Annotated in this window: 18 protein-coding genes; 8 read left to right on the top strand and 10 right to left on the bottom strand. The window is 66.8% G+C overall.

All coding sequences use genetic code 11. The annotated features are described in order from the left end of the window. Positions 1-15: 15 nt before the first annotated feature. Positions 16-5076 (top strand): autotransporter outer membrane beta-barrel domain-containing protein, encoded by a 5061-nt coding sequence (locus G369_RS38545; protein WP_080647830.1) that lies wholly within the window; start codon positions 16-18, stop codon positions 5074-5076. A 10-nt stretch (positions 5077-5086) separates the two neighbouring features. Here G369_RS38545 and G369_RS0111175 read toward each other — a convergent pair whose 3' ends face one another. The 8 genes from G369_RS0111175 to G369_RS0111140 form a co-directional block, all read right to left on the bottom strand. Further along, positions 5087-6121 carry a purine-nucleoside phosphorylase gene (locus G369_RS0111175; protein ID WP_019654085.1) on the bottom strand — a complete coding sequence of 345 codons (1035 nt, stop codon included), beginning with the start codon at positions 6119-6121 and terminating at the stop codon, positions 5087-5089. Between the two features lie 171 nt (positions 6122-6292). After that, positions 6293-7603, bottom strand: coding sequence for a citrate synthase (locus tag G369_RS0111170; protein ID WP_019654084.1), 1311 nt, complete (start codon positions 7601-7603; stop codon positions 6293-6295). A 24-nt stretch (positions 7604-7627) separates the two neighbouring features. After that, on the bottom strand, positions 7628-7942 hold the full coding sequence (locus G369_RS0111165) for an FAD assembly factor SdhE (protein ID WP_019654083.1): 315 nt from the start codon (positions 7940-7942) through the stop codon (positions 7628-7630). A gap of 34 nt (positions 7943-7976) precedes the next feature. Next, positions 7977-8678: a succinate dehydrogenase iron-sulfur subunit gene (locus G369_RS0111160; RefSeq protein WP_019654082.1), complete on the bottom strand. Its 702-nt coding sequence runs from the start codon at positions 8676-8678 to the stop codon at positions 7977-7979. Positions 8679-8727: 49 nt separating this feature from the next. Next, complete coding sequence (gene sdhA, locus G369_RS0111155) at positions 8728-10536, bottom strand: succinate dehydrogenase flavoprotein subunit (RefSeq protein WP_019654081.1); 1809 nt, start codon at positions 10534-10536, stop codon at positions 8728-8730. A gap of 6 nt (positions 10537-10542) precedes the next feature. After that, positions 10543-10908 carry a succinate dehydrogenase, hydrophobic membrane anchor protein gene (gene sdhD / locus G369_RS0111150; RefSeq protein WP_019654080.1) on the bottom strand — a complete coding sequence of 122 codons (366 nt, stop codon included), beginning with the start codon at positions 10906-10908 and terminating at the stop codon, positions 10543-10545. Positions 10909-10921: 13 nt separating this feature from the next. Further along, on the bottom strand, positions 10922-11368 hold the full coding sequence (gene sdhC / locus G369_RS0111145; protein ID WP_019654079.1) for a succinate dehydrogenase, cytochrome b556 subunit: 447 nt from the start codon (positions 11366-11368) through the stop codon (positions 10922-10924). A 242-nt stretch (positions 11369-11610) separates the two neighbouring features. Continuing rightward, a complete protein-coding gene (locus G369_RS0111140; RefSeq protein WP_019654078.1) occupies positions 11611-12369 on the bottom strand; it encodes a GntR family transcriptional regulator in 759 nt (252 codons plus the stop codon). A gap of 184 nt (positions 12370-12553) precedes the next feature. Here G369_RS0111140 and G369_RS0111135 point away from each other — a divergent pair, with 184 nt between their 5' ends. The 5 genes from G369_RS0111135 (at position 12554) to G369_RS0111115 (ending at position 18635) form a co-directional block, all read left to right on the top strand. Beyond that, the gene (locus G369_RS0111135) at positions 12554-13540 is read left to right on the top strand and encodes a malate dehydrogenase (RefSeq protein ID WP_019654077.1); all 987 of its coding nucleotides are present in this window, start codon (positions 12554-12556) and stop codon (positions 13538-13540) included. Positions 13541-13561: 21 nt separating this feature from the next. Then, positions 13562-14353 carry a trans-aconitate 2-methyltransferase gene (gene tam, locus G369_RS0111130; protein WP_019654076.1) on the top strand — a complete coding sequence of 264 codons (792 nt, stop codon included), beginning with the start codon at positions 13562-13564 and terminating at the stop codon, positions 14351-14353. Continuing rightward, positions 14350-15348, top strand: coding sequence for an HpcH/HpaI aldolase/citrate lyase family protein (locus tag G369_RS0111125; RefSeq protein ID WP_019654075.1), 999 nt, complete (start codon positions 14350-14352; stop codon positions 15346-15348). Before tam ends, G369_RS0111125 begins: the two co-directional genes overlap by 4 nt. 38 nt (positions 15349-15386) lie before the next feature. Continuing rightward, positions 15387-15944: a hypothetical protein gene (locus tag G369_RS0111120; RefSeq protein ID WP_019654074.1), complete on the top strand. Its 558-nt coding sequence runs from the start codon at positions 15387-15389 to the stop codon at positions 15942-15944. Positions 15945-16043: 99 nt separating this feature from the next. Further along, positions 16044-18635 (top strand): bifunctional aconitate hydratase 2/2-methylisocitrate dehydratase, encoded by a 2592-nt coding sequence (locus G369_RS0111115; RefSeq protein ID WP_019654073.1) that lies wholly within the window; start codon positions 16044-16046, stop codon positions 18633-18635. Positions 18636-18705: 70 nt separating this feature from the next. Here G369_RS0111115 and G369_RS0111110 read toward each other — a convergent pair whose 3' ends face one another. Together G369_RS0111110 and G369_RS0111105 are read right to left on the bottom strand one after the other, a co-directional pair. Then, positions 18706-19566: a hypothetical protein gene (locus tag G369_RS0111110; RefSeq protein WP_019654072.1), complete on the bottom strand. Its 861-nt coding sequence runs from the start codon at positions 19564-19566 to the stop codon at positions 18706-18708. A gap of 38 nt (positions 19567-19604) precedes the next feature. After that, entirely contained in the window at positions 19605-20705 is a 1101-nt protein-coding gene (locus G369_RS0111105; protein ID WP_244164316.1) for a DUF2827 domain-containing protein, read from the bottom strand. Between G369_RS0111105 and G369_RS39400 the strand changes: the two genes are divergently transcribed. Beyond that, positions 20622-20822, top strand: a complete 201-nt coding sequence (locus G369_RS39400; RefSeq protein ID WP_244164319.1) for a hypothetical protein — start codon at positions 20622-20624, stop codon at positions 20820-20822. The genes G369_RS0111105 and G369_RS39400 overlap by 84 nt on opposite strands. Before the next feature lie 408 nt (positions 20823-21230). Continuing rightward, positions 21231-25078, top strand: a 3848-nt coding sequence (locus tag G369_RS37530) for an ESPR-type extended signal peptide-containing protein (RefSeq protein ID WP_279615603.1), incomplete at its 3' end; no start/stop codon positions are given.

Below are 25078 nucleotides of genomic sequence, written 5' to 3'. Positions count from 1 at the left end.
TAGAACTAAATTCTGATGAATATCTGTTTTCGCAGCCTGTGGAATGAGGCGTTGGGAGCCTGGGTCGCCGTAGCCGAAATCTCCAGGTCCCACGTCGCCTCGCGCAGTGTGGCGAAGGCCCGTAGCGGCGTCGAATCCGGCGACCCGGTGCGCCGGCTGTTCCGCCTCAGCGCGCTGATGAGCGTCGTGGTAATGCTCGGTGCGGCGCCATTCGTTCCTGCCTTCGCGCAGAGCGTGCTTGTCGGCACTGCCGGCGAGGGCGGAGTGGGCGTGGGTATCGGCGGCAACGGGGGCGCCGGCGGGATCGGCGGCGGAGGAGGGGGCGGCAGCGGAGGCGCTCTTGCCGGCGGCGGCGGCGGCGGCTACGGCGCAGGCGGCGGCGGTGCTGGCTTCACCTACGGGTCCAACAGCGGCGGTGCCGGTGGCCCCGCAAGGGGTGGCGACGGCGGCTCTGACAACGCGGGTCTCGGCGGCGCCGGCAACCTCGGCGGCGGGGCAGGCACCGACGGCGTCCAGGGAGCCCAAGGTCCCTTCGGCCCCAAGCCGGGCGGCAGTGCCCTGAGCGGCATCGCCGAAGGCTCGATCTCCGGCGGACTCACGAGCGCGACCTTCGCGACCGACAGGTCCGTGAATGGCTTGCTGGGCATCGGCGGCAGCGGCGGAGGCGGCGCCGGCGCCAGCGGCACGGCTGCAGGCGGCAGCGGCTCGAGCGGCGGCGCTGGCGCACTCAGCATTTCAGCAGGGACCACGACCGTGACCGGCGCGGTCGTCGTCGGTGGTTCGGGCGGCGGCGGAGGCGGCGGCAGCGGCAATGCGAACGGCGGCGACGGCGGTGCCGGCGGCAGCGGCCGCCTGACCGTCGCCGGCGGCAACCTCGTCGCGGACAGCATCGTCGTCGGCGGCAGCGCCGGCGGCAATGGATCGGGCGCCGCCACGCGCGGCCTCGGCGGCGCGGCCGGCAGCGGTACGCTGACCTTCACGGCCGGAAGCATGAGCGTGGCGAACGGCGTCACGGTCAACGGCAACGGCCTGGTCGACTTCAAGCCTGGCGCCGGTACGCAACTCACGGCCGGATACGCCATCACGGGCGCCGGCGGCGTTTCGCAGTCGGGCGCAGGCACCACGGTGATGACCGGCACCAACACCTACACCGGCGGCACCGCGATCAGCGCCGGCACCTTGCAGATCGGCGCGGGCGGCACGGCCGGCAGCATCGTCGGGAATGTCGGCAACGACGGCACGCTGGCATTCAACCGGTCGGACTCCGTCACCTTCGGAGGCGTCATCGCCGGCAGCGGGCAGGTGCATCAGATCGGCAGCGGCACGCTCGAGCTCACGGCCGTCAACAGCTACCAGGGCGGCACGCTGATCGATGGCGGAACACTGCGCGTCGCCAGCGACTCGGCGCTCGGCGCAGCGACGGGCGCTTTGAGCTTCAACCGCGGCGGCACGCTGCAAACCACCGCCGCCTTCACGAGCGGGCGCGACGTGACGCTGCTCGGAAACGGCAACATCGCGAGCAAGGGCGCCGTGTCGATGAGCGGCGTCTTCACCGGCAGCGGCGCGCTCGACGTGCAGGCCGCCACGGGCGACATCACGCTGACCAATGCCGGCAACGATTTCAGCGGCGCCGTCAGCCTGGGTGGCGCGACCGTGCAGATCAACGACAAGAACGCCCTCACGCTGGGCACGCTGGCCACCGGCGCGCTCACCGTCACGAGCCATGGCGACCTCCTGTTCCAGGGCGGCAGTTCGGCATCGTCCATCGATGCCCGCAGCAACGGCGGCGCGGTGACGCAGACCAGCGCGCTTTCGGTGACGGGCGCCATGTCCGTCGACGCGGGTGTCGGGAGCATCGCGCTGAACAACGCGGGCAACGACTTCAGGGGCGATGTCTCGCTCGCCGGGCAGAGCATTTCCATGACCTCCGGCGGCGACCTCTCGGTGGTCTCGCTGACCAATGGGGTCAACGGCGCGGTCGGCCTGGTGGCCGGCGGCGTCCTGACGCTGGGCACGGCGATCGACACCGGCACGGCGGCGCTGACGCTGGCCTCCAGCGGCGGCGCTCTCAACGTCGATCACGCCCTGAGCGGGGGCACCGTCTCCATCACCGGCAGCAAGGGCGTGATGCTTCAGGCCGACGTGCGCACCAAGGGCACGCTGACCCTGGCAAGCGACGCCAGCGTGCTGCAGACCGCGGGCACCGTGACCGCCGGCACCCTGACGGGCAATGCCGGTGGCGACGTGTCGATGAACCTCTCCAACCAGATCGCGGCGCTGGGAGACTTCACCGCCGCTGGCGCCTTCAGCCTCAGGAACATGCAGGCGCTGCAGGTCGTGGGCAACGTCGCTGCGTCGAGCGTGGCGCTGGACGTGGCGCCGGGCGTGCTGGTGACCGGCTCGATCAGCGCCACGGGCAGCAAGGGCGAGTCCATCGCGATCGCCAGCGGCACGCGCCTGCAGGTCGGCAACGGCGGCACCGCCGGCGTGCTCGTCGGCAACGTGACCAACGACGGCGCGCTCGCCTTCGACCGCGCCGACACGGTGGCTTTCGCCGGCGCCATCGCAGGCAAGGGGGTGCTGGTGCAGCAGGGCACGGGCACCCTCGTGCTCACCGGCGCCAACAGCTACACCGGCGGCACCTCCGTGAAGGCCGGCGTGCTGCAGGGCAACGCCACCAGCCTCCAGGGCGACATCGTGAACGATGCGACGGTGGTCTTCGAACAGACGAAGGCCGGCGGCAGCGGCACCTACGCCGGCAGCATGAGCGGCACGGGAAGCCTGCGCAAGATCGGCGACGGCGAACTGGTTCTCGCCTCGGCCAACACCTACAGCGGCGGCACGTCGGTCGAAGCCGGCACGCTCAACGCCAGCGTCACCGGCGCGCTCGGCCAGGGGCCGGTCTCGGTCGCCAACGGCGCGGCCTTGCTGTTCAGCGGCAAGGCCGACATGGGTGCGGTGACGCTGTCCAACCGTGCCGACGGCCTCATCGACTTCATCGGCAGCGTGACTGCGGGGCAGGCCACCATCGTGAACGGCAAGGGCGGCACCGTGCGCATCAGCGAACTCGCGGCCGCCGGCACGTCGATCGGCTCGCTGGGCGGGGCGGGGCAGGTGCTCCTCGGCGCGAAGACTCTGACCACCGGCGGGCTGAACGCCGACACGGAAATCTCCGGCGTCATCTCCGGCACGGGAGGTTCGCTGGTGAAGGTGGGAACGGGCACGCTGACGCTCTCTGGCGCCAACACCCACACCGGCGGCACCGTGCTGCGCCAGGGCCGCCTGAATGTCGGCAGCAACCAGGCGCTGGGCACCGGCACGCTGTCGATGGACGACGACACGACCCTGGGCTTCAGCGCGGACGGCCTGACCATCGCGAACGCGATCCGGCTGACGGGACAACTGGATCCGATCATCGACACGGGTGCGTTCTCGGGCACCCTCAGTGGCGCGATCTCCGGCGGCGGGTTCATCACGAAGGAAGGCTCTGGCACGCTCACGCTGTCGGGCGCCAATACCTACACGGGCGCCACGAACGTGGCGCAGGGCACGTTGAAGGCCGGGGCGGCCAACACCCTCAGCGCGGCCTCGGCGCACAGCGTGGCAGCCGGCGCCACGCTCGACCTTGCGGGCTTCAGCCAGACAGTGGCCTCGCTCGCCAACAGCGGCACCGTTTCGCTGGCGGGCGCGACGGCCGGCACGACGTTGACCGTGCGCGGCAACTACGTGGGCAACAACGGCGTGCTCAGGCTGGGAACGGCGCTCACCGGCACCGGCCCATCGGACCGCCTGGTGATCGATGGCGGCACCGCCAGCGGCAAGACCAGCGTGCAGATCGCCAATCTCGGCGGCCTGGGCGCGCTGACCACCGGCAACGGCATCGAGGTCGTCAGTGCGATCAACGGCGCCACCACCACCGCGCAGACGACGAAGGATGCCTTCTCGCTGGCCGGCGGCCACGTCGATGCCGGCGCCTACGAGTACCGGCTGTACGCGGCCGATGCCAACGGCGCGGGCGAGAACTGGTACCTGCGCTCCAGCACCAATGCCGCAGCGCCGGGCACTCCAGCCACCTCCGGCGCCCCGGCTCCTGTGATCACGTACCGGCCGGAAGCCTCGCTCTACGCCGCGCTCCCCGGCCAATTGCGCCAGGGCAACCTCGCGATGCTCGGCGACCTGCGCAAGCGCGTAGGCGACGATGACGTGAAGGGCACCGCGACCACGTCGACCAACCCTGCCGGCTCCGATCGCCGCGCCTGGGCCCGCGTGCTCTCCACCGACATCGACATCCAGCAGGGCGGCACGGTATCGCCATCCAGCAAGGGCCGCCTCACCGGCTTCCAGGCCGGCACCGACCTGCTGGCCACGCCGAACTGGCGCGCAGGCATCTACGTCGGCCAGCTCGACGGCGACGCGAGCGTGCGCGGCTTCGCAAGCGGCATCCAGAACCTCGGCGTGGGCCGCAACGACCTGCGCAGCCAGTACGTGGGCGTGTACGGCACCTACACCACCGACAGCGGCTTCTACGCCGACGCCGTGGTGCAGTCGGGCCGCCATCGCTACACGGTACAGCCGCTGGCGAGCCTGGGCGTGGGCGGCAAGGGCAACAGCCTGCTGGGCTCCATCGAGGTGGGGCAGTCCTTCGCGCTGGGCGGCAGCGGCTGGCGCATCGAGCCGCAGCTGCAGCTGATCCACCAGCACATGGACCTGGGCAACTCCGCGATCGCGGGCGCCATCGTCCAGCCGCAGGCCGACAGCGGCTGGATCGCGCGCGCGGGCGTGCGGGTCAAGGGCGAGATCGCCACGGGGCTCGGCACGCTGCAGCCGTATGGCCGCTTCAACGTCTACCGGACATCGAGCGGCGCGGACATCGCCCGTTTCGTGAACGGTGCGACCACGACCGACATCGCAGCGCCGACCGGCGGCACGAGCACCGAGCTCGCGGGCGGCTTCACGCTTGCCTTGGGCTCCTCGACCAGCCTCTACGGCGAGATCGGCAAACTGTGGTCATCGGGCGGCGACGCCAGGGTCAAGGGCTCGATCAACGGGTCGGTGGGCGTGCGCGTGAAGTGGTGACGGACTGCGATCAGTCCGCAGGAACCCCGGCGCTCCAGGCGCCCCAGTTGCCGACGATGGCATCGACCAGGGGACGGCCCGCGACCAGCAGGTTGGCGGTCGAGATCGGAAACCCGCCCGACTCTGCCGACAGCGAGGCGTAGGCGGTCTGCCCCGGATGGGGCCGGTCGAAGTTCGAGGCGGTCCGCAGCACGGCCACGCGCTTCAGGTCCAGCAGGCCGGCGCTGGCGCCCCGCTTCAATGCCTCGTAGGTGGCGTTGTCTTCCTGCTGGGTAGTGCAGTACCTGCCCTGTCCGTCGGTCACCAGCGAAACCCAGCGCGTGGCCGTCTCGCCCAGGTACTTGCCGTGCCAGTAGGTGTCACCGGCCGCGGTGTCGCACTGCAGGACCGAGGGGCGTGCCCTGGCCGACGGCTGCGGATAGCTTGCGCGATAGGCGCGCGCCTTGTCGCTGTCGGCCAGCGGCGCGTTGGCCGACAGCTTCAGCGCCTTCTGCAGCAGCTTCTCGTCGAGGCGGAAGACCTCGGTGCGGTACTCGAACTTCGGCTTGGAGTCCGGATCCCTGGCGCCGATGCCGAAGTAGCCGGAGCGCCAGGTCGGCGGCATCTCGCGGGCGTCGATCTCGTGCGCGATGCCGAAGTCGACGAGATACCGGGCCCAGGTGGCCGAGCCGATGGTGGAGACATTGGGGTCGACGCCGGCGATGCCCGCCACCAGGAAGTAGGTTTTCGAGAGGTCGAACTTTCCGCTGAACACCAGCGCGGTGATCGAGGCGGCCGCGTTCGTGTGCCCCATGCCGGTGGTGACCTGGCACACCCCGTCTGCGTTGCAGCGTACCGCCGGGTCATCGGCGGACAGTCCGGGCACCTTGATCTCCCGGTTCAGCTTCAGCGGCTCGAGCCACACCTGCGCCTCGGGCTTGAACATGCTGATGATGAGGACCTTCACGGCCACCTGTTGCTGCGGCGCGCCTTGCGTCGCTGAAGGCGGCGTGGAGCGGGTCGCATCGCTCGCGCAGCCGAGCAGGGCGGACGCGGCGAGGGCCATGCAGGCCGCACTTGAAGACAAACCGACTATCCGTCTGGAAGCTGCCATCTGTTTTCTCCTTTTTCGTCGAACCAACAGGAAGCAAGGAAGGAGACCGCAATTTACAGGCCAAAAAAAAGCTGCCCGAAGGCAGCTTCTTTCATGGCCGGGCCGGACGGCCCGGATGGCGGATCAGCGAGCCGAGATCGGCTTCACGTCGCGCTTGGGCGAGCCTTCGAACAGCTGGCGCGGGCGGCCGATCTTGTACTCGGGGTCGCCGATCATTTCGTTCAGCTGGGCGATCCAGCCGACCGTGCGGGCCAGCGCGAAGATCGCGGTGAACAGCGGCACCGGGATGCCGATGGCGCGCTGCACGATGCCCGAGTAGAAGTCGACGTTCGGGTACAGCTTGCGCGACACGAAGTACTCGTCTTCCAGGGCGATCTTCTCGAGCTGCTTGGCCAGTGCGAACAGCGGGTCCTTTTCCAGGCCCAGCTCGGTCAGCACTTCGTTGCAGGTTTCCTGCATCAGCTTGGCGCGCGGGTCGTAGTTCTTGTACACGCGGTGGCCGAAGCCCATCAGCTTGACGTTCGAGTTCTTGTCCTTGACCTTCTTGATGAACTCGCCGATCTTCTCAACGCCACCTTCCTTCTGGATGTCGTAGAGCATGTTCAGCGCCGCTTCGTTGGCACCGCCGTGGGCAGGGCCCCAGAGGCAGGCCACGCCGGCCGCGATGGCCGCGAAGGGGTTCGTGCCCGACGAGCCGCACAGGCGCACCGTCGAGGTCGAGGCGTTCTGCTCGTGGTCGGCGTGCAGGATGAAGATGCGGTCGAGCGCGCGCTCGAGCACCGGGTTCACCTTGTACTCCTCGCACGGCGTGGCGAACATCATGTGCAGGAAGTTGCCTGCATAGCTGAGTTCGTTCTTCGGGTACATGTACGGCTGGCCGATCGTGTACTTGTAGGCCATGGCCACGAGCGTGGGCATCTTCGCGATCAGGCGGATCGCAGCGATCTCGCGGTGCTCGGGATTGTTGATGTCCGTGCTGTCGTGATAGAAGGCCGACAGGGCGCCCACCAGGCCGGTCATGATGGCCATCGGGTGCGCGTCGCGGCGGAAGCCGCGCAGGAAGAACTGCATCTGCTCGTTGACCATCGTGTGGTTCGTCACGAGCTTCGTGAAGGTGGCCTTCTTGGCAGCGTCCGGCAGTTCACCGTACAGCAGCAGGTGGCAGGTCTCGAGGAAGTCGCAGTTGGTCGCGAGCTGCTCGATGGGGTAGCCGCGGTACAGCAGCTCGCCCTTGTCGCCATCGATGTACGTGATGGCCGACTGGCAGGCGGCGGTCGACATGAAGCCCGGGTCGTACGTGAACATGCCGGTCTGCGCATACAGCTTGCGGATGTCGATCACGTCGGGGCCAACGGTGCCCTTGTAGATCGGCAGTTCGACGCTGTCGCCGCCGTTGCTGAACGACAGCGTGGCCTTGGTATCGGATGCTTTCATTTCGGTTTACTTTCAGAGGTGGATTCAGGGCGAAGGAGAAATTGCAGGGCGCTGCGCGCCGTCGGTGCGCATGAGCTGCAGCAAGGCGACCACCTCGGCCCCGGCCCATTCGGGCTCGGGCTCCTTTCTGCGCAGAAGGAGGTCGAGGAGATCGTTGTCCGACAGGTCCATCAATGTCTCCATCGCTCCCGCCTGACCCACGGTCATGCGGGATTCGTGCCGCTCGAAGAAGCGGGCGATGAACAGGTCGTTCTCGAGCAGCCCGCGCCGGCAGCGCCATTTGAGTTTGCTCAGCGCGCGTTCGCTGAGCAGCTCCTGGGAGTCGACGGCGGATTGCATAGGGACTTTCTGAAGAACTGCTGGACCGCGGGGCTCAGATGGCGCGGCGCACCATCAATTCCTTGATCTTGCCGATGGCCTTGGTGGGGTTCAGGCTCTTGGGGCACACGTCCACGCAGTTCATGATCGTGTGGCAGCGGAAGAGGCGGTACGGGTCTTCCAGGTTGTCCAGGCGCTCGGCGGTGGCCTGGTCGCGGCTGTCGGCGATGAAGCGGTAGGCCTGCAGCAGGCCGGCGGGACCCACGAACTTGTCGGGGTTCCACCAGAAGCTCGGGCAGCTCGTGGAGCAGCTCGCGCACAGGATGCACTCGTACAGGCCGTTGAGTTCCTCGCGCTCCTCGGGCGACTGCAGGCGCTCCTTCTCGGGCGGCACGGTGTCGTTCTGCAGGTAGGGCTTGATCGAGTTGTACTGCTTGAAGAACTGGGTCATGTCCACGATCAGGTCGCGGATGACGGGCAGGCCCGGCAGCGGCTTGAGCACCACGGTGCCCTTGAGCGTGTTCATGTTGGTCAGGCAGGCCAGACCGTTCTTGCCGTTGATGTTCATCGCGTCGGAGCCGCAGACGCCTTCGCGGCACGAGCGGCGGAACGACAGGCTCGGGTCTTGCGCCTTGAGCTTCATGAGCGCGTCGAGCAGCATGCGCTCGTGGCCGTCGAGTTCGATCTCGACCGTCTGCATGTAGGGCTTGGCGTCCTTGTCCGGGTCGTAGCGGTAGATCTGGAATGTGCGCTTCATCGTAGTGACCTTGTGAATGCTTTGTGTGAGCTGACTGTGAGCCGCTCGCTTAGAACGTGCGGACCTTCGGCGGAACCGAGGCCACGGTGAGCGGCTGCAGCTTGACCGGCTTGTACGAGAGGCGGTTGTCGGCGCTGTACCAGAGGGTGTGCTTCATCCAGTTGGCGTCGTCGCGGCCCAGCGGCGCGACCGGATCGTCGGCCGGGCGCTCGTAGTCTTCCACCGTGTGGGCGCCGCGGCATTCCTTGCGGGCGGCAGCCGAGACCATGGTGGCCTGCGCCACTTCGATCAGGTTGTCTACTTCCAGCGCCTCGATGCGGGCGGTGTTGAACACCTTCGACTTGTCCTTCAGGCCGATGGCCTTGACGCGCTCGCGCACGGCGGCGATCTTGACCACGCCTTCGTCCATCGAGGCCTGCTTGCGGAACACGGCCGCGTGCTGCTGCATGACGGCGCGGATCTCGCCGGCCACGTCCTGGGCGTACTCGCCGCCGGTGGAGGCTTCGAGGCGGTTCAGGCGCTCCAGCGTGCGGTCGGCCGCGTCGTTGGGCAGGGGCTTGTGTTCCTTGAGCTTGTCGTTGAACTCGACGATGTGGTTGCCGGCGGCGCGGCCGAACACCAGCAGGTCGAGCAGCGAGTTCGTGCCCAGGCGGTTGGCGCCGTGCACGCTCACGCAGGAGCATTCGCCCACAGCGTACAGGCCGTTCACCACGGCGCTGTTGTCCTCGCCCTTCTGCACCACGACCTGGCCGTGGATGTTGGTCGGGATGCCGCCCATCTGGTAGTGGATGGTCGGCACGACCGGAATGGGTTCCTTGGTGATGTCGACGTTGGCGAAGTTGACGCCGATCTCGTACACCGAGGGCAGGCGCTTGTGGATGGTTTCCGCACCAAGGTGGTCGAGCTTGAGCAGCACGTAGTCCTTGTTGGGACCGCAGCCGCGGCCTTCCTTGATTTCCTGGTCCATCGAGCGCGAGACGAAGTCGCGCGGCGCCAGGTCCTTCAGCGTGGGCGCATACCGCTCCATGAAGCGTTCGCCGTTGCTGTTCAGCAGGATCGCGCCTTCGCCGCGGCAGCCTTCGGTCAGCAGCACGCCCGCGCCGGCCACGCCGGTCGGGTGGAACTGCCAGAACTCCATGTCCTGCAGCGGAATGCCCGAGCGCGCGGCCATGCCGAGGCCGTCGCCGGTGTTGATGAAGGCGTTGGTCGAAGCCTGGAAGATGCGGCCGGCGCCGCCGGTGGCCAGCAGCACGGTCTTGGCCTGCAGGATGTGCAGGTCGCCGGTTTCCATTTCGAGGGCGGTCACGCCGACCACGTCGCCTTCCTCGTCGCGGATGAGGTCGAGCGCCATCCATTCGACGAAGAACTGGGTGCGTGCCTCGACGTTCTTCTGGTAGAGCGTGTGCAGCATCGCGTGGCCGGTGCGGTCGGCCGCGGCGCAGGCGCGCTGCACGGGCTTCTCGCCGTAGTTGGCGGTGTGGCCGCCGAACGGACGCTGGTAGATCGTGCCGTCGGGGTTGCGGTCGAAGGGCATGCCGAAGTGCTCGAGCTCGTACACGACCTTCGGTGCTTCGCGGCACATGAACTCGATCGCGTCCTGGTCACCGAGCCAGTCGGAGCCCTTGATCGTGTCGTAGAAGTGGTAGTGCCAGTTGTCCTCGCTCATGTTGCCGAGCGACGCGCCCACGCCGCCTTGCGCGGCGACGGTGTGCGAGCGGGTCGGGAACACCTTGGAGAGCACGGCCACGTTGAGGCCGGCACGTGCGAGTTGCAGCGAGGCGCGCATGCCGGAGCCGCCGGCACCGACGATCACGACGTCGAACTTGCGCTTGGTGATTTTTTCTTTTGTGTAGGTCATGGTGGGTCAGATCTTCCAAAGCACTTGAATGGCCCAACCCGCACAACCGACAAGCCAGACGATGGTGAAAACTTGCAGCACGAGACGGATGGCGACGGGCTGGATGTAGTCCATCCACACGTCGCGCATGCCGACCCAGACGTGGTAGAGCAGGGCGACGATCACGGAGAAGGTCAGGACCTTCATCCACTGCGCGGCGAAGATGCCGGCCCACAGGTCGTAGCCGATGGGGCCGCGGGTGAAGATCAGCTGCGCGAGCAGCACGATCGTGAAGAGCGCCATCAGGCAACCCGTGATGCGCTGGCTGAGCCAGTCGCGCAGACCGTAGTGGGCGCCGACGACGACGCGCTTGGAGCCGTAGTTCACAGACATGGTTGGCTCCTTCTCAGTACAGGCCGAACAGCTTGGCGCCGAGCACGACAGTGAGCAGGATGCTCAGTGCCAGCGTGGCGATGGCCGAGGTGTTGCCGAATTCCTTGTTCACCGCGGAGTGGCTCACGTCCATCCAGAGGTGGCGCAGGCCGGCGATGAAGTGGTGCAGATAGGCCCAGATCAGCGCGAGCGCGACGAGCTTGAAGAACCACCCCGGAACGAAACCAAGGCCGCTGTTGAAGGCGGCCTTGAAGCGGGCGAACGAATAGTCGGAGGACAGCGAGGTGTCGAACATCCAGATGATGAACGGCATCAGCAGGAACATCAGCACGCCGCTGACGCGGTGCAGGATCGACACGATGCCCGCCGGCGGCAGCCGGTAGGTGGTGAGGTCGGTGAAGGCGTTGATGTTGCGGAATTCGCGACGCTTGGGCCGGGGAGGAGTTGCAAGCTCTGTCATTGGGGGATGGGCTTTCGTGGCTTTTGTGACTTGTTGGCTTGTTGCTTGTTCTGAGAGCGAACGCTTTTGTTTCTTATGGGGAAGTGCAAACAACGCAAAATTCTATTGCAATGCACCATCACGCTGCGGACGCATGCGAGTCAGTGCACCGTTGCAGTCGGATGCTATTGACTTCGTAGCGCAATGCTCACGTTGCATGCGTGCGCTGGCGCACCTGTGTTCGGCGTTCATCTGCATCGGGATCAGCCCAGCTGGTTCCTGTAGTGGTGCGTGTCGGTGCGATAGAGACCGCGGCGCAGTTCCATCGGGGTGTCATGGTAGGTGTGTGCCACGCGTTCCACGCTCAGAAGGGGCATCTGCGGAGGCACGTCGAGCAGCGCGGCCTGTTCGGCATCGGGCAGCACGGCGCGGATCTTTTCTTCGGCGCGAACCATGCGCACGCCGAATTCCGTTTCGAAGAGCGCGTACATCGGGCCGGGCCACGCGCGCAGACGCTCGGCGGTGAGGCCCTTGAAGGGGGCGCCCGGCAGCCAGAGGTCTTCGAGGATGGTGGGGACGCCGCCGTAGGCGAGCACGCGGCGCACCTGCAGCACGGCGTCGGCGGTGCGCAGGCCGAGGGCGCGCGCCACGTCGGCCGATGCGCGCAGGCGCTTGCAGTCGACGATGGTGCGAACGGCCGGGCCCTCGGTGCTCGGGTCGCCCTCGTCGGGCACGAGCTTGAGGAAGCGGTACTGCACATGCTGCTCGGCATGCGTGGCGACGAAGGTGCCCTTGCCCTGGCGGCGCACCACCAGATTCTCGGCCGCGAGCTCGTCGATGGCCTTGCGCACCGTGCCCTGGCTCACGCGGTAGCGCACGGCCAGGTCCATCTCGCTGGGGATGGGTTCGCCCGGCTTCCACTCGCCCGCCTGCAGGCTCTGCAGGATCAGGGTCTTGATCTGCTGGTAGAGCGGACTGAAGGACGGCGTCGCGGGCTCGTCGAAAGGGGTGGGCGTGTTCATGGCAGCTGTGGGGTGCGCCTTGGCGGACCCCGAGAGGATATCTTATATAAGACATAAGACGGGGCTCATCGAATCGGCTTAAAATGCTGCCGGTCTCGCGCTGCGGGAAGGTGTTTCATCCCGCAGAACCCCTGGCGCCCCACGAGAGCGCCGACACCGTTTCATTACCTTCTGGAGTCTTCCCATGAGCAAAAAGCCCGTCCGCGTTGCCGTCACCGGTGCCGCCGGTCAAATCGGTTACGCCCTGCTGTTCCGTATCGCCTCCGGTGAAATGCTCGGCAAAGACCAGCCGGTCATCCTGCAACTGCTCGAGATCCCCGACGAGAAGGCCCAGAAGGCGCTCAAGGGCGTGATCATGGAGCTCGAAGACTGCGCCTTCCCGCTGCTGGCCGGCGTGATCCCCACCGGCGACCCGCTGGTGGCCTTCAAGGACGCCGACTACGCCCTGCTGGTCGGTGCCCGTCCCCGTGGCCCCGGCATGGAGCGCGCCGACCTGCTGGCCGCCAACGCCCAGATCTTCACGGCCCAGGGCAAGGCCCTCGACCAGGTCGCCAGCCGCAACGTCAAGGTGCTCGTGGTCGGCAACCCCGCCAACACCAATGCCTACATCGCCATGAAGAGCGCGCCCAGCCTGCCGCGCGAGAACTTCACCGCCATGCTGCGCCTGGACCACAACCGCGCCGCCAGCCAGATCGCCGCCAAGACCGGCACGGCAGTGGGCGACATCGAGAAGCTCACCGTCTGGGGCAACCACTCGCCCACGATGTACGCCGACTACCGCTTCGCCACCGTCGGCGGCAAGGGCGTCAAGGACCTGATCAACGACCAGGTCTGGAACGCCGACACCTTCCTGCCCACCGTGGGCAAGCGCGGCGCCGCCATCATCGAAGCCCGCGGCCTGTCGTCGGCTGCCTCGGCCGCCAACGCAGCCATCGACCACATGCGCGACTGGGCCCTGGGCTCCAACGGCAAGTGGGTCACCATGGGCGTGCCCTCCAACGGCGAATACGGCATTCCGAAGGACGTGATCTTCGGCTTCCCGGTCACCACCGAGAACGGCAAGTACAAGATCGTCGAAGGCCTGGAGATCGACGCATTCAGCCAGGAACGCATCAACAAGACGCTGAAGGAACTGCAGGACGAGCAGGCCGGCGTCGCCCACCTGCTGTAAGCAAGCCAGTCCCCGACCAGCATGCTCGACTGGAACCCCGCGCTCTACCGTCGCTACGAGGACGAGCGCACCCGTCCCGCGCAGGAACTCCTCGCGCGGGTGCCGTTGACCGAGGCGGCCCGCGTGGTCGACCTCGGCTGTGGACCGGGCAACTCCACCGAGCTGCTGGTCAACCGGTTCCCGAAGGCGCAGGTCACCGGGACCGACAACTCCGAAGCCATGCTGGTCAGCGCGCGCGAGCGCCTGACGCAGGCACGCTTCGAGTTGAGCGACATCGCGACCTGGGCGCCGCGATCGAAAGAAGAAGCGCCCGACCTCATCTATGCCAACGCGTCCCTGCAGTGGGTGCCCGATCACGAGAAGCTGATCCCGCGCCTTTTCGACGCGCTGGCGCCGGGTGGCGTGCTCGCCATCCAGATGCCCGACAACCGCCAGGAGCCGACGCACCGCCTGATGCGCGCGCTCGCCGCCGAGGCGCCCTGGGCCGAGCCCATCGGCGACGCGGACAGGCTGCGCACGCTGCTGCTCGACCTGCGCGGCTACTACGACCTGCTGGCGCCGCTCGCGCCGCACGTCGATGTCTGGCACACCATCTACCAGCACCGCATGGCCGATGCGGCGTCCATCGTCGAATGGGTGCGCGGCACCGGCCTGAAGCCCTTCGTCGACCGCCTGCCGCCCGACCTGCAGGCGAGCTACCTCGCCGAATACCAGCGGCGCGTGGACGAGGCGTACCCGGTGCGTACCGACGGCAAGCGCCTGCTGGCCTTCCCGCGCATGTTCATCGTCGCGCAGAAGGGCGACAAGGCATGACGACAGCCGCGCACCCCGCTGACGTGCTGCTCGGCGCACAGGCCGGCGCGGTGGCGCTGCCTGTTTGCGACCACTACAGCGGCGTCGAGGCGCGCATGAAGAAGAGCCTCGCGCTCCAGGCCGAGATGGCCGAGGAGTTCGGCGCCTGCGTGTTCGACGTCACCCTCGACTGCGAGGACGGCGCGCCCGTGGGCGGGGAGGCCGAGCACGCAGCGCTCGTCACCGAGCTCGCGCTGGCCGCGAAGCCCGGCATGCGCGTCGGCGTGCGCGTGCATCCCGTCGATCATCCGGCCTTCGCGGGCGACGTGGTCACCATCGCCGGCCGCGCCGGTTCGCGCCTGAGCCACCTGATGGTGCCCAAGGTCGAATCGGTGGCCGACGTGCATCAGGCTGTCGCGGCCCTCGACGCGGCCGATGCCGGCGCGCTGCCGCTGCACGTGCTGATCGAATCGCCGCTGGCGGTGCACAACGCCTTCGAGATCGCTGCCCATCCGCGCGTGCAGTCGCTGAGCTTCGGGCTCATGGATTTCGTCTCGGCGCATGCGGGCGCCATCCCGGCCGACGGCATGGGTGCGGCAGGGCAGTTCAGCCACCCGCTGGTGGTGCGCGCCAAGCTGGCCATCGCCTCGGCCGCGCACGCCTACGGCAAGGTGCCCTCGCACTGCGTGGTCACCGAGTTCAACGACGTCGGCGCCATGCGCACGGCCGCGCGCAGGGCGGCCACCGAATTCGGCTACACGCGCATGTGGAGCATCCATCCGAACCAGATCCGGCCGATCCTGGAAGCCTTCTCTCCCGACGAGTCGCAGATTCAAATTGCCACAAAAATCCTTGTAAAGGCAGCGGCCGCGGATTGGGCTCCGACACAAATTGATGGCACATTGCACGACCGCGCGAGCTACCGCCACTTCTGGCAGGTACTGACGCGTGCCCACGCAACAGGGCGCGCGTTGCCCTCCGAGGCGAAAGCCTGGTTTGCATTCGCGGCCTCCTGAAACGAAACCTTCGAACCCAGCCTCAAGGAAACCCACACATGAAGAAAATTGCCCTGATCGCCGCTGTCGCCCTGGCCCTGCCGCTCGCGGCCGTGGCACAGAGCACGACGCCTGCCAAGCCTGCGGCCAAGGCCGAGACGGCGAAGAAGGCGCCCCCGAAGCGCCAGGTCACCCGCAAGGCCGCCAAGGCGGTGGAAGAAGTCACGCCGATCAGCGACGACACCAACATCGTCCTCACCGACGCCGACCTCGAGGTCGCCAAGCGCGTGTCGATCGGCAAGGCCCAGTGCGAGCTCGGCGCCGACGTGACCGTCACGCCTGACGAGAAGAAGCCCGGCTTCTTCACCGTCAGTACCAAGGGCCAGAAGTACCGCATGCACCCGGTCGAGAGCCGCACCGGCGCCATCCGCCTCGAAGACCCGCGCGCCGGCGCCATGTGGCTGCAGCTCGGCAACAAGTCGATGCTGATGAACCAGAAGGCCGGCCTGCGCATCGCCGACGAATGCCAGACCGACGCCCAGATCGCGTTCGCTGCAGAAATGAAGAAGAACCCGCCCAAGGCCCTGTTCGACGGCGCCGACGGCGAGAAGAAGTAAGCGCCAGTAAGCGCTCCTACCCGGCGTGCGGCGCGGCTCTTGCTTTGACCGCTGGAGCCGCCTCGCACGCCCGCCAGATCAGTTTCCGGAGAAAAGAAGATGTTGCAAGCCTACGTTGACCATGTTGCCGAACGCGCCGCGCTCGGTATTCCGCCGCTGCCCCTGAGCGCGAAGCAGACTTCCGAAGCGATCGAGCTCCTCAAGAGCGCGAATGCCAAGGACGGCGCTTTCCTGCTCGACCTGCTGACCCATCGCGTGCCCGCTGGCGTCGACGACGCCGCCAAGGTCAAGGCGAGCTACCTCGCGGCCGTGGCCCACGGCACCGAGAAGAGCGAGTTCATTTCGCGCGCCCGCGCTACCGAACTGCTCGGCACCATGCTCGGCGGCTACAACATCAGCCCCCTGATCGACTTGCTCGACGACGCCGAAGTCGGCGCCGTGGCGGCCGAAGGCCTGAAGAAGACCCTGCTGATGTTCGACCAGTTCCACGACGTCAAGGAAAAGGCCGACAGGGGCAACGCCCACGCCAAGGGCGTGCTGCAGAGCTGGGCCGATGCCGAGTGGTTCACCAGCCGTCCCGAAGTGCCGCAGAGCCTGACCATCACGGTCTTCAAGGTGCCCGGCGAAACCAACACCGACGACCTCTCGCCCGCGCCCGACGCCACCACGCGCCCCGACATCCCGATGCACGCTCTGGCCATGCTCAAGAACAAGCGTGAAGGCACTGCGTTCCAGCCCGAGGAAGACGGTAAGCGCGGCCCGGTCAAGTTCATCGAGTCGCTGAAGGAAAAGGGCCACCAGGTCGCCTACGTGGGTGACGTGGTCGGCACCGGCTCCAGCCGCAAGTCCGCCACCAACTCGGTGCTGTGGTTCACCGGCGAGGACATCCCCTTCATCCCCAACAAGCGCTTCGGCGGCGTGTGCCTGGGCACGAAGATCGCCCCGATCTTCTACAACACCATGGAAGACGCGGGCGCGCTGCCCATCGAGCTCGACGTGAGCCAGATGGACACCGGCGACGTCGTCGAACTGCGCCCCTACCAAGGCAAGGCGCTGAAGGACGGCAAGGTCATCGCCGAATTCAAGGTCAAGAGCGACGTGCTGTTCGACGAAGTGCGCGCCGGCGGCCGCATTCCGCTGATCATCGGCCGCGGCCTGACGGCCAAGGCGCGCGAGGCCCTGGGCCTGCCCGCCTCGACGCTGTTCCGCCTGCCGCAAAGCCCGGTCGACACCAAGAAGGGCTTCTCGCTCGCACAGAAGATGGTCGGCCGCGCCTGCGGCCTGCCCGAAGGCCAGGGCGTGCGCCCGGGCACGTACTGCGAACCCAAGATGACCTCGGTCGGCTCGCAGGACACCACCGGCCCGATGACGCGCGACGAGCTGAAGGACCTGGCCTGCCTGGGCTTCTCGGCCGACCTCGTGATGCAGTCGTTCTGCCACACCGCCGCCTATCCGAAGAAGGTGGACGTGAAGATGCACCACGAGCTGCCCGAATTCATCAGCACCCGCGGCGGCGTCTCGCTGCGCCCGGGCGACGGCGTGATCCACTCGTGGCTCAACCGCCTGCTGACGCCCGACACCGTGGGCACGGGCGGCGACAGCCACACCCGCTTCCCCATCGGCATCAGCTTCCCGGCCGGCTCCGGCCTCGTGGCTTTCGCCGCCGCCACCGGCGTGATGCCGCTGGACATGCCTGAATCGGTGCTCGTGCGCTTCAAGGGCAAGATGCAGCCCGGCGTCACGCTGCGCGACCTGGTCAACGCGATTCCGCTGTACGCCATCAAGCAGGGCCTGCTGACGGTCGAGAAGAAGGGCAAGAAGAACATCTTCTCGGGCCGCATCCTCGAGATCGAGGGCCTGCCCGACCTGAAGGTGGAACAGGCCTTCGAGCTGAGCGACGCCTCGGCCGAACGCTCGGCCGCCGGCTGCACGGTGCACCTGAACAAGGACCCGATCATCGAGTACATCAACAGCAACATCACGCTGATGAAGTGGATGATCGCCGAGGGCTACGCCGATGCACGTACGCTGCAGCGCCGCATCGCCGCGCAGGAAGCCTGGCTGAAGGACCCGCAACTGCTCAAGGGCGACGACGACGCAGAGTACGCGGCCGTCATCGAGATCGACCTGGCCGACATCCACGAGCCCATCGTGGCCTGCCCGAACGACCCCGACGACGTGAAGACGCTGTCGGACGTGGCCGGCGCCAAGATCGACGAAGTGTTCATCGGCTCGTGCATGACCAACATCGGCCACTTCCGTGCCGCGTCGAAGCTGCTCGAAGGCAAGCGCGACATCCCGGTCAAGCTGTGGATCGCCCCGCCGACCAAGATGGACGCGCAGCAGCTCACCGAGGAAGGCCACTACGGCGTGTTCGGCAATGCAGGTGCGCGCACCGAGATGCCGGGCTGCTCGCTGTGCATGGGCAACCAGGCCCAGGTGCGCGAAGGCGCCACCGTGATGTCGACCAGCACCCGCAACTTCCCGAACCGCCTGGGCAAGAACACCAACGTGTACCTGGGTTCGGCTGAGCTGGCCTCCATCTGCTCGAAGCTCGGCCGCATCCCGACGCGCGAGGAGTACATGGCCGACATCGGTGTGATCAACAGCAACGGCGACAAGATCTACCAGTACCTGAACTTCGACAAGATCGAGGACTACAAGGGCGTGGCGGATACGGTCGCGGCCTGAGCAGGCTTTTCCGGGCGATCTGCGGATCGCCCAATGAAACGAGCCCCGCTTCGGCGGGGCTTTTTCTTTTTCAGGGTGGCGGCTGGTTGGGCTGCAGATGCTCCTGCCCCGTGAGCACCATCGCCGCGCCGGCCGGGCCGCCGACCGCATGCGGCAGCGAAGTCAGCAGCGAGTTGGCGAAGTCGCCGCGATACAGCTTGGCGCCCTGGTGCGACAGGTTGGAGTTGGCGTCGATGTAGATCGACTCGCCCAGGCCCGTCCAGAGGCGGCAGAAGCCGTAGTCCTCCGACAGGTAGCGCCGCGTCCTCGGATCGACCATGACGTCGAAGAAGCGGTAGTGCAGGCCCATGTCGGCCTCGCCGATGCCGTCGGGCACGTAGCTCAGCTCGGGGTAGCTCGCCATGAGCCGTTCGAACACCGAGCGCCTGATCGCCATGAAGCCGGTGGGCGCCTCGGTCATCTTCATGAAGCCGTCGGGCTGCACCTCGAGCTCGACCCGCGAGGTGGCCTCTGAGGCCTCGGCGTTGACCGTATAGCGGGTGAAGGTGGATTCGAACTCTTGCTGCGTCGTGCCCGCCGCCACGCCGCCTTCGGGCCAGTTCTCGCGCTTCAGCGGATAGACGCCTGCCGCGACGTCGTAACCCGACAGCAGCAGCCGGAAGGCGGCCTGCGCCGAGAAGCCGATGTCGGCATCGACCCAGAAGAGGTGCGTCCACTGCGGGTTGGCCAGGAACCGGGCCACGCAGTTGTTCCGCGCGCGTGTCACCAGGCTCTCGCCCTGGTGCGTGAACACCTGCAGCCGCATGCCGGCCCGCTCGGCCTGCACCGCGAAGTTCAGCATCGAGTTGAGGTAGTTCACGAAGACCTTGCCGTCGTGGCTCGGCGTCACGATCAAAGGGAAGAACTGCCGGAGTTCGGAGGGGTCGAGCATGTCGGTTCCATTCGCTTGTCTGGTCGCGGCGGCCCCGGCTATCGGGCAGTGCGCCGCATCAGGCCGAGCAGCAGCGTGTCGTAGACCTCCGTTGCCGCGGCGTTGCCGGGAAGATAGCGGTCGATCAGGCTGCGCTGGCGTTCGCGATACGAAGCGGCCTGCGCGTCGTGCGTGTCGATGGCCTCGATCACGCGCGCGCTGGCGCCGGACACGTCGTTGCCCTGATAGTAGTAGCCCAGGTCCGCGCACAGGTGCGCGTTGTGCACCAGCGGATAGCCCTGCCAGCAGGTCTCAAGGTAGAAGTAGTTCAGCGGGTTCTCCCACTGATGGGAGATCACGATGTCTGTGTTCTGCGCGAGGAACACGGGCGTCTCGTGGCGGCCCAGGAAGACGGCCTTGTGCTGGCGAACCAGGTCGAGCTGGTTCATCAGCGTGATGAACTCCATGTTCTCCTTCGCCAGCCGCTCGGCGTTGGTGACCTGCAGTAGCGCGATGGCCTCGGGCCGCGAGCGGTAGGCCAGTTCGGCGATCAGCACCGGGTAGAGGCAGAACTTCACGACGTTGATGTTCGGCTCCATCACGCTGAGCCGGCGCGGGCCCGTCTTCGGCAGGTAGACGCCCGCATCGGGCAGCGCTCGCGTGCGCTCGTCCAGGAACACCGGACTCCAGACGAAAGGCACCGGGCGCGCATCGGTACGGCGCAGCACCTCGAAGTACGGCTGGCTGATGTTGGCCACCTGCGGAACCATCCAGATGTCGTCGTAGCGCTGGTTCACGAAGAGGTTCTGGCCCCACAGCGGCTTGCCGAACAGCATCGACTCCATGGCGTGCACGTACTCGAAGCCGCAGCAGTACGACACCAGCCGCGCGCCGCGCTGCTTCAGGTAGTCGGTCTGTGCAGCGTCGATCTGGCCGCCGAGCTCGATCAGCACGTCGACGTTGTCCTTGGCTGCCTCGAAGGTCACCGTGGGCCAGCGCGCCTGGTCCCAGGGCAGGGCCGCGGTGATGGGGGTCGCCGTCGTGTTGACGAGGACTACCGAAGCCACCGTCGGGCAGTGCCTCAGCGCTTCCGCCAGGAAAACGGCGTTCTGCTTGATGCCGTTGTTCCAGAGCGTTTCGGCTTCGTGATGGAGGCCGATGGTGATCCCAATTCTGAGTTTGGATGCTTGGGACATCGAATTGTTTCTCAATTGTTAATTGCCTCGATGGGCTATTGGCGTGAAAAAGATCACAAATCTTCAATTAGGGTGGTGTGATTAATTTCACGATTCTAAATGTGTGCGTGATCTTTTTGGCAAAACTGGAAGAGCGAAGAGTATTGCGGAGAAGGAGGAGTAAAGCCTCTCTGATGGGCGAAGTTGCTTGCAGATGCTGCAGCTGTGATCGTTCCTGATTTTATTTGGAACCCCGTTTCGCGGCGTTCTTGTCGCTCGAATGGCCCAAAAAGCAGGACGCTTTTTCAAATTTTTGTGAACTAAATCATCAGAGGCCATTTTCAAGATTGCTGCAGCGCGTTTGAAATGTAAACAACTCCGTACATTCCAGCATTCCTGTAAATGAGCGCGGCAAAGACCTGTGCTCCAGCGATGGCCCCTGAGGTGGGAAGCGTCGCGTCTTCAGTCGATAGAACCCGGTCCATCCGATTACCGCGAGCCCAAAAGTAAATGAACAAGTCCTACAGAAGCATCTGGAACGAAGCCCTCGGCGCATGGGTGGCGGCGTCCGAACTCACCTCTGCCAGAGGCAAGCGCAGCAGCAGCGCCCGGCGCTCGACGTTCCGTCTTCTGGCCGTGGCCTCGCTCTATGCGGCGCTGCAGGGGACATCCGGGGTGGCCTACGCCAACCTCATCTACACCGACAGCACCTGTGTGACCGGATCGAGCGGCACCGTGGGGCGCGTGAATCCGGGGAGCACTTCCAACGGCAGTGCAGGGGTTGGCGCGCCGGCGCAGGACGGCTCGGGCACCTACTCCGTCGTGGCCGGGTGCAACGCGTCCGGCAACGGGGCCACCGGTGTCAGCGTGTACGGTGCATTCGCGCAGGGCCGGGCGAACGGCGCCTCTGCCTTCGGCTTCCTGAGCAACGCCGCAGGCACCTGGAGCAGCGCCTATGGCCTCGAATCGACCGCGAGCGGCATCTCCAGCATCGCGATGGGCTTCGGCAGCAATGCGTCCGCGCTCAATTCCGTGGCCATCGGCGGCGCGGGCGGGAATGGCACCACGCCCTTGAGCGTCGCCAACTCCACCACTGCCTCCGGCAACGGCGCGGTCGCCATCGGCAGCAATGCGACCAAGGGCGCCCAGGCGACGGCGACGGATTCCATTGCCATCGGCGGCCAGGCCTTCGTCGGCTCCTCAGCCACGTCAGGCGTGGCCATCGGACGCGGCTCCAACGTGTCCGGCGTGAGCGCGATCGCGATGGGTGACGGCGCCAACGCGGCGGGCGTCAACGGCATCGCCATCGGCACGAATGCCAACGCAGCATCCACCGGCTCCTCGAACCTGGCGATCGGCTGGGGCGCGCAGGCCACCGGTACGAACGCCGGGCTGGGTGACTCCACCGCCCTCGGCACGAGTGCCAAGGCCACCGGCCAGGATTCGACCGCCGTCGGCGGCCAGACCACCGCCAGCGGCAAGAACACGCTGGCCATCGGCAACAACGGCACGACCGCCTCCCAGGACGGCGCCACGGCTTTCGGCGTGAGCGCGGTCGCGTCCGGCAAGAATTCGCTGGCGGCCGGCAACGGCACCGTGGCATCGAACACGGGCTCGATCGCCGTCGGCAGCAACCTGAGCGGCGTCGCCAACTCGGCCGCCGTCGACGGCATCGCGATCGGCGGGCAGTCGTCGGTGGCGTCTGCCGCCACCTCGGGCATCGCCCTCGGACGAGGAGCCGTGGTCAACGGCACCTTCGGCATTGCCCAGGGCGACGGCGCAACCAGCACCGGCTCGAACGCTACGGCCATCGGCGCAACAGCCAATGCGGCTTACGCCAACAGCGTCGCGCTCGGCGCGGGCAGCGTGACCGGTACAGCCGCTCCCGCGGGCAAGGGCTTCCTCACCGGCGCGGCCGCGCCCGCCTCCGAAGTCTCGGTGGGCTCATCGTCCGCCCTGCGGCGCATCACCAACGTGGCCGACGGCGCCGCTGCCCAGGACGCGGTGACGGTCGCCCAGCTCAGCACCGGCATGAGCACCACGGCGAGCAGCATCGCCAGCCTCTCAACCTCGACCTCGACGGGCATCGCCAGCCTGTCGACCGGCCTGAGCACCACCAACAGCACAGTCGGCAGCCTCTCGACTTCCACATCCACCGGCCTGAGCACCGCGACCAGCCGCATCAACAGTCTTTCGACAGGCCTGAGCACGACGAACAGCAGCGTCGCGAGCCTGTCGACTTCCACGTCGACGGGCCTCAGCACGACCAACAGTGCTGTTTCCAGCCTGTCGACTTCGACCTCCACGGGTATCGCCAGCCTGTCCACCGGCCTGAGCACCACGAGCAGTTCCGTCTCCAGCCTGTCGTCCGGGCTGAGCACGACGAACAGCAGCGTGGCGAGCCTGTCGACTTCCACTTCGACCGGCATCACCAGCTTGTCGACGGGGCTCAGCACCACCAATAGTGCAGTCTCCAGCCTTTCGAGCTCGACTTCGACGGGCATCACCAGCCTGTCCACCGGCCTGAGCACCACGAACAGTGCGGTGGCGAGCCTGTCGACTTCCTCCTCGACGGGCATCAGCAGCTTGTCGACCGGTCTGAGCACCACCAACAGCACCGTCGGCAGCCTCTCGACTTCCACCTCCACCGGCCTTAGCACCGCGACCAGCCGCATCAACAGCCTCTCGACGGGCCTGAGCACGACCAACAGCGCCGTCGCGAGCTTGTCCAGCTCCGCCTCGACCGGCATCACCAGCCTGTCGACTGGCCTGAGCACTACCAACAGCGCCGTTGCAAGCTTGTCCAGCTCCGCCTCGACCGGCATCTCCAGCCTGTCGACCGGTCTGAGCACGACCAACAGCGCCGTTGCAAGCTTGTCCAGTTCCACCTCGACGGGCATCGCCAGCCTGTCGACTGGCCTCAGCACAACCAACAGCAGCGTGGCGAGCCTGTCGACTTCGACGTCGACTGGCCTGAGCACTGCGACCAGCAGCATCGGCAGCTTGTCGACGGGCCTCAGCACCACGAACAGCGCAGTGGCCAGCCTGTCTACTTCCACCTCGACGGGCATCACCAGCCTCTCGACTGGCCTCAGCACGACGAACAGCGCCGTCGCAAGCCTGTCGACTTCCACCTCGACCGGCATCAGCAGCCTCTCGACCGGCCTGAGCACGACCAACAGCAACCTGAGCACCCTGAGTTCGACGGTCAGCTCCATCTACAACACGGGCACGAAGTACTTCCACGCCAACAGCACCGGCGCCGACAGCCAGGCCATCGGCGCCAACAGCGTGGCCATCGGCCAGAACGCCGTCGCCAATGGCGACAACAGCGTGGCGCTGGGCGCGAACTCCACGGCCAGCCGCAGCGCCGCGGCGATGACGAACTACGACGCCTTCGGACTTGCAAGCAAGCAGACCGCTGCCGGCGAGGTGAACGTGGGCAACCGCGTGATCACCGGCGTGGCGCCCGGCACGGCGGACCAGGATGCGGTCAACGTGTCGCAGGTGAAGACGGTCACCGCGTCGCTGTCCAGCGGCCTGAGCACGGCCACCAGCAGCATCGCCAGCCTGTCGACCTCCACGTCGACCGGGCTGAGCACGGCGACGAGCAGCATCGGCAGCCTGTCGACAGGCCTGAGCACGACCAACAGCACCGTCGCAAGCCTCTCGACGACTCTCAGTTCCTCGACCAGCGCCATCAACAGCCTGTCTACCGGTCTGAGCACGACGAACAGCAGCGTCGCGAGCCTGTCGACTTCGACTTCCACTGGCCTGAGCACTGCGACCAGCAGCATTGGTAGCCTGTCTACGGGCCTCAGCACTACGAACAGCAGCGTCGCGAGCTTGTCGACTTCCGCGTCGACCGGTCTGAGCACGGCGACCAGCAGCATCGGCAGCTTGTCGACGGGTCTCAGCACGACGAACAGCAGCGTCGCGAGCCTGTCGACTTCCACGTCGACGGGGCTGAGCACGGCGACCAGCAGCATCGGCAGCTTGTCGACTGGTCTCAGTACAACCAACAGCAGTGTCGCGAGCTTGTCGACTTCCACGTCGACCGGTCTGAGCACGGCGACCAGCAGCATCGGCAGCTTGTCGACGGGCCTCAGCACGACGAACAGCAGCGTGGCGAGCCTGTCGACTTCGACGTCGACCGGTCTGAGCACGGCGACCAGCAGCATCGGCAGCCTGTCGACGGGCCTCAGCACGACGAACAGCAGCGTGGCGAGCCTGTCGACTTCGACGTCGACCGGTCTGAGCACGGCGACCAGCAGCATCGGCAGCCTGTCGACGGGCCTCAGCACGACGAACAGCAGCGTGGCGAGCCTGTCGACTTCGACGTCGACCGGTCTGAGCAC

Source organism: Variovorax atrisoli 110B, from assembly GCF_000382045.1.
GTDB lineage: Bacteria > Pseudomonadota > Gammaproteobacteria > Burkholderiales > Burkholderiaceae_C > Variovorax > Variovorax atrisoli.
The sequence above is the reverse complement of the archived record's forward strand: the minus strand, read 5'-3'. Positions and strand labels throughout refer to the sequence as shown.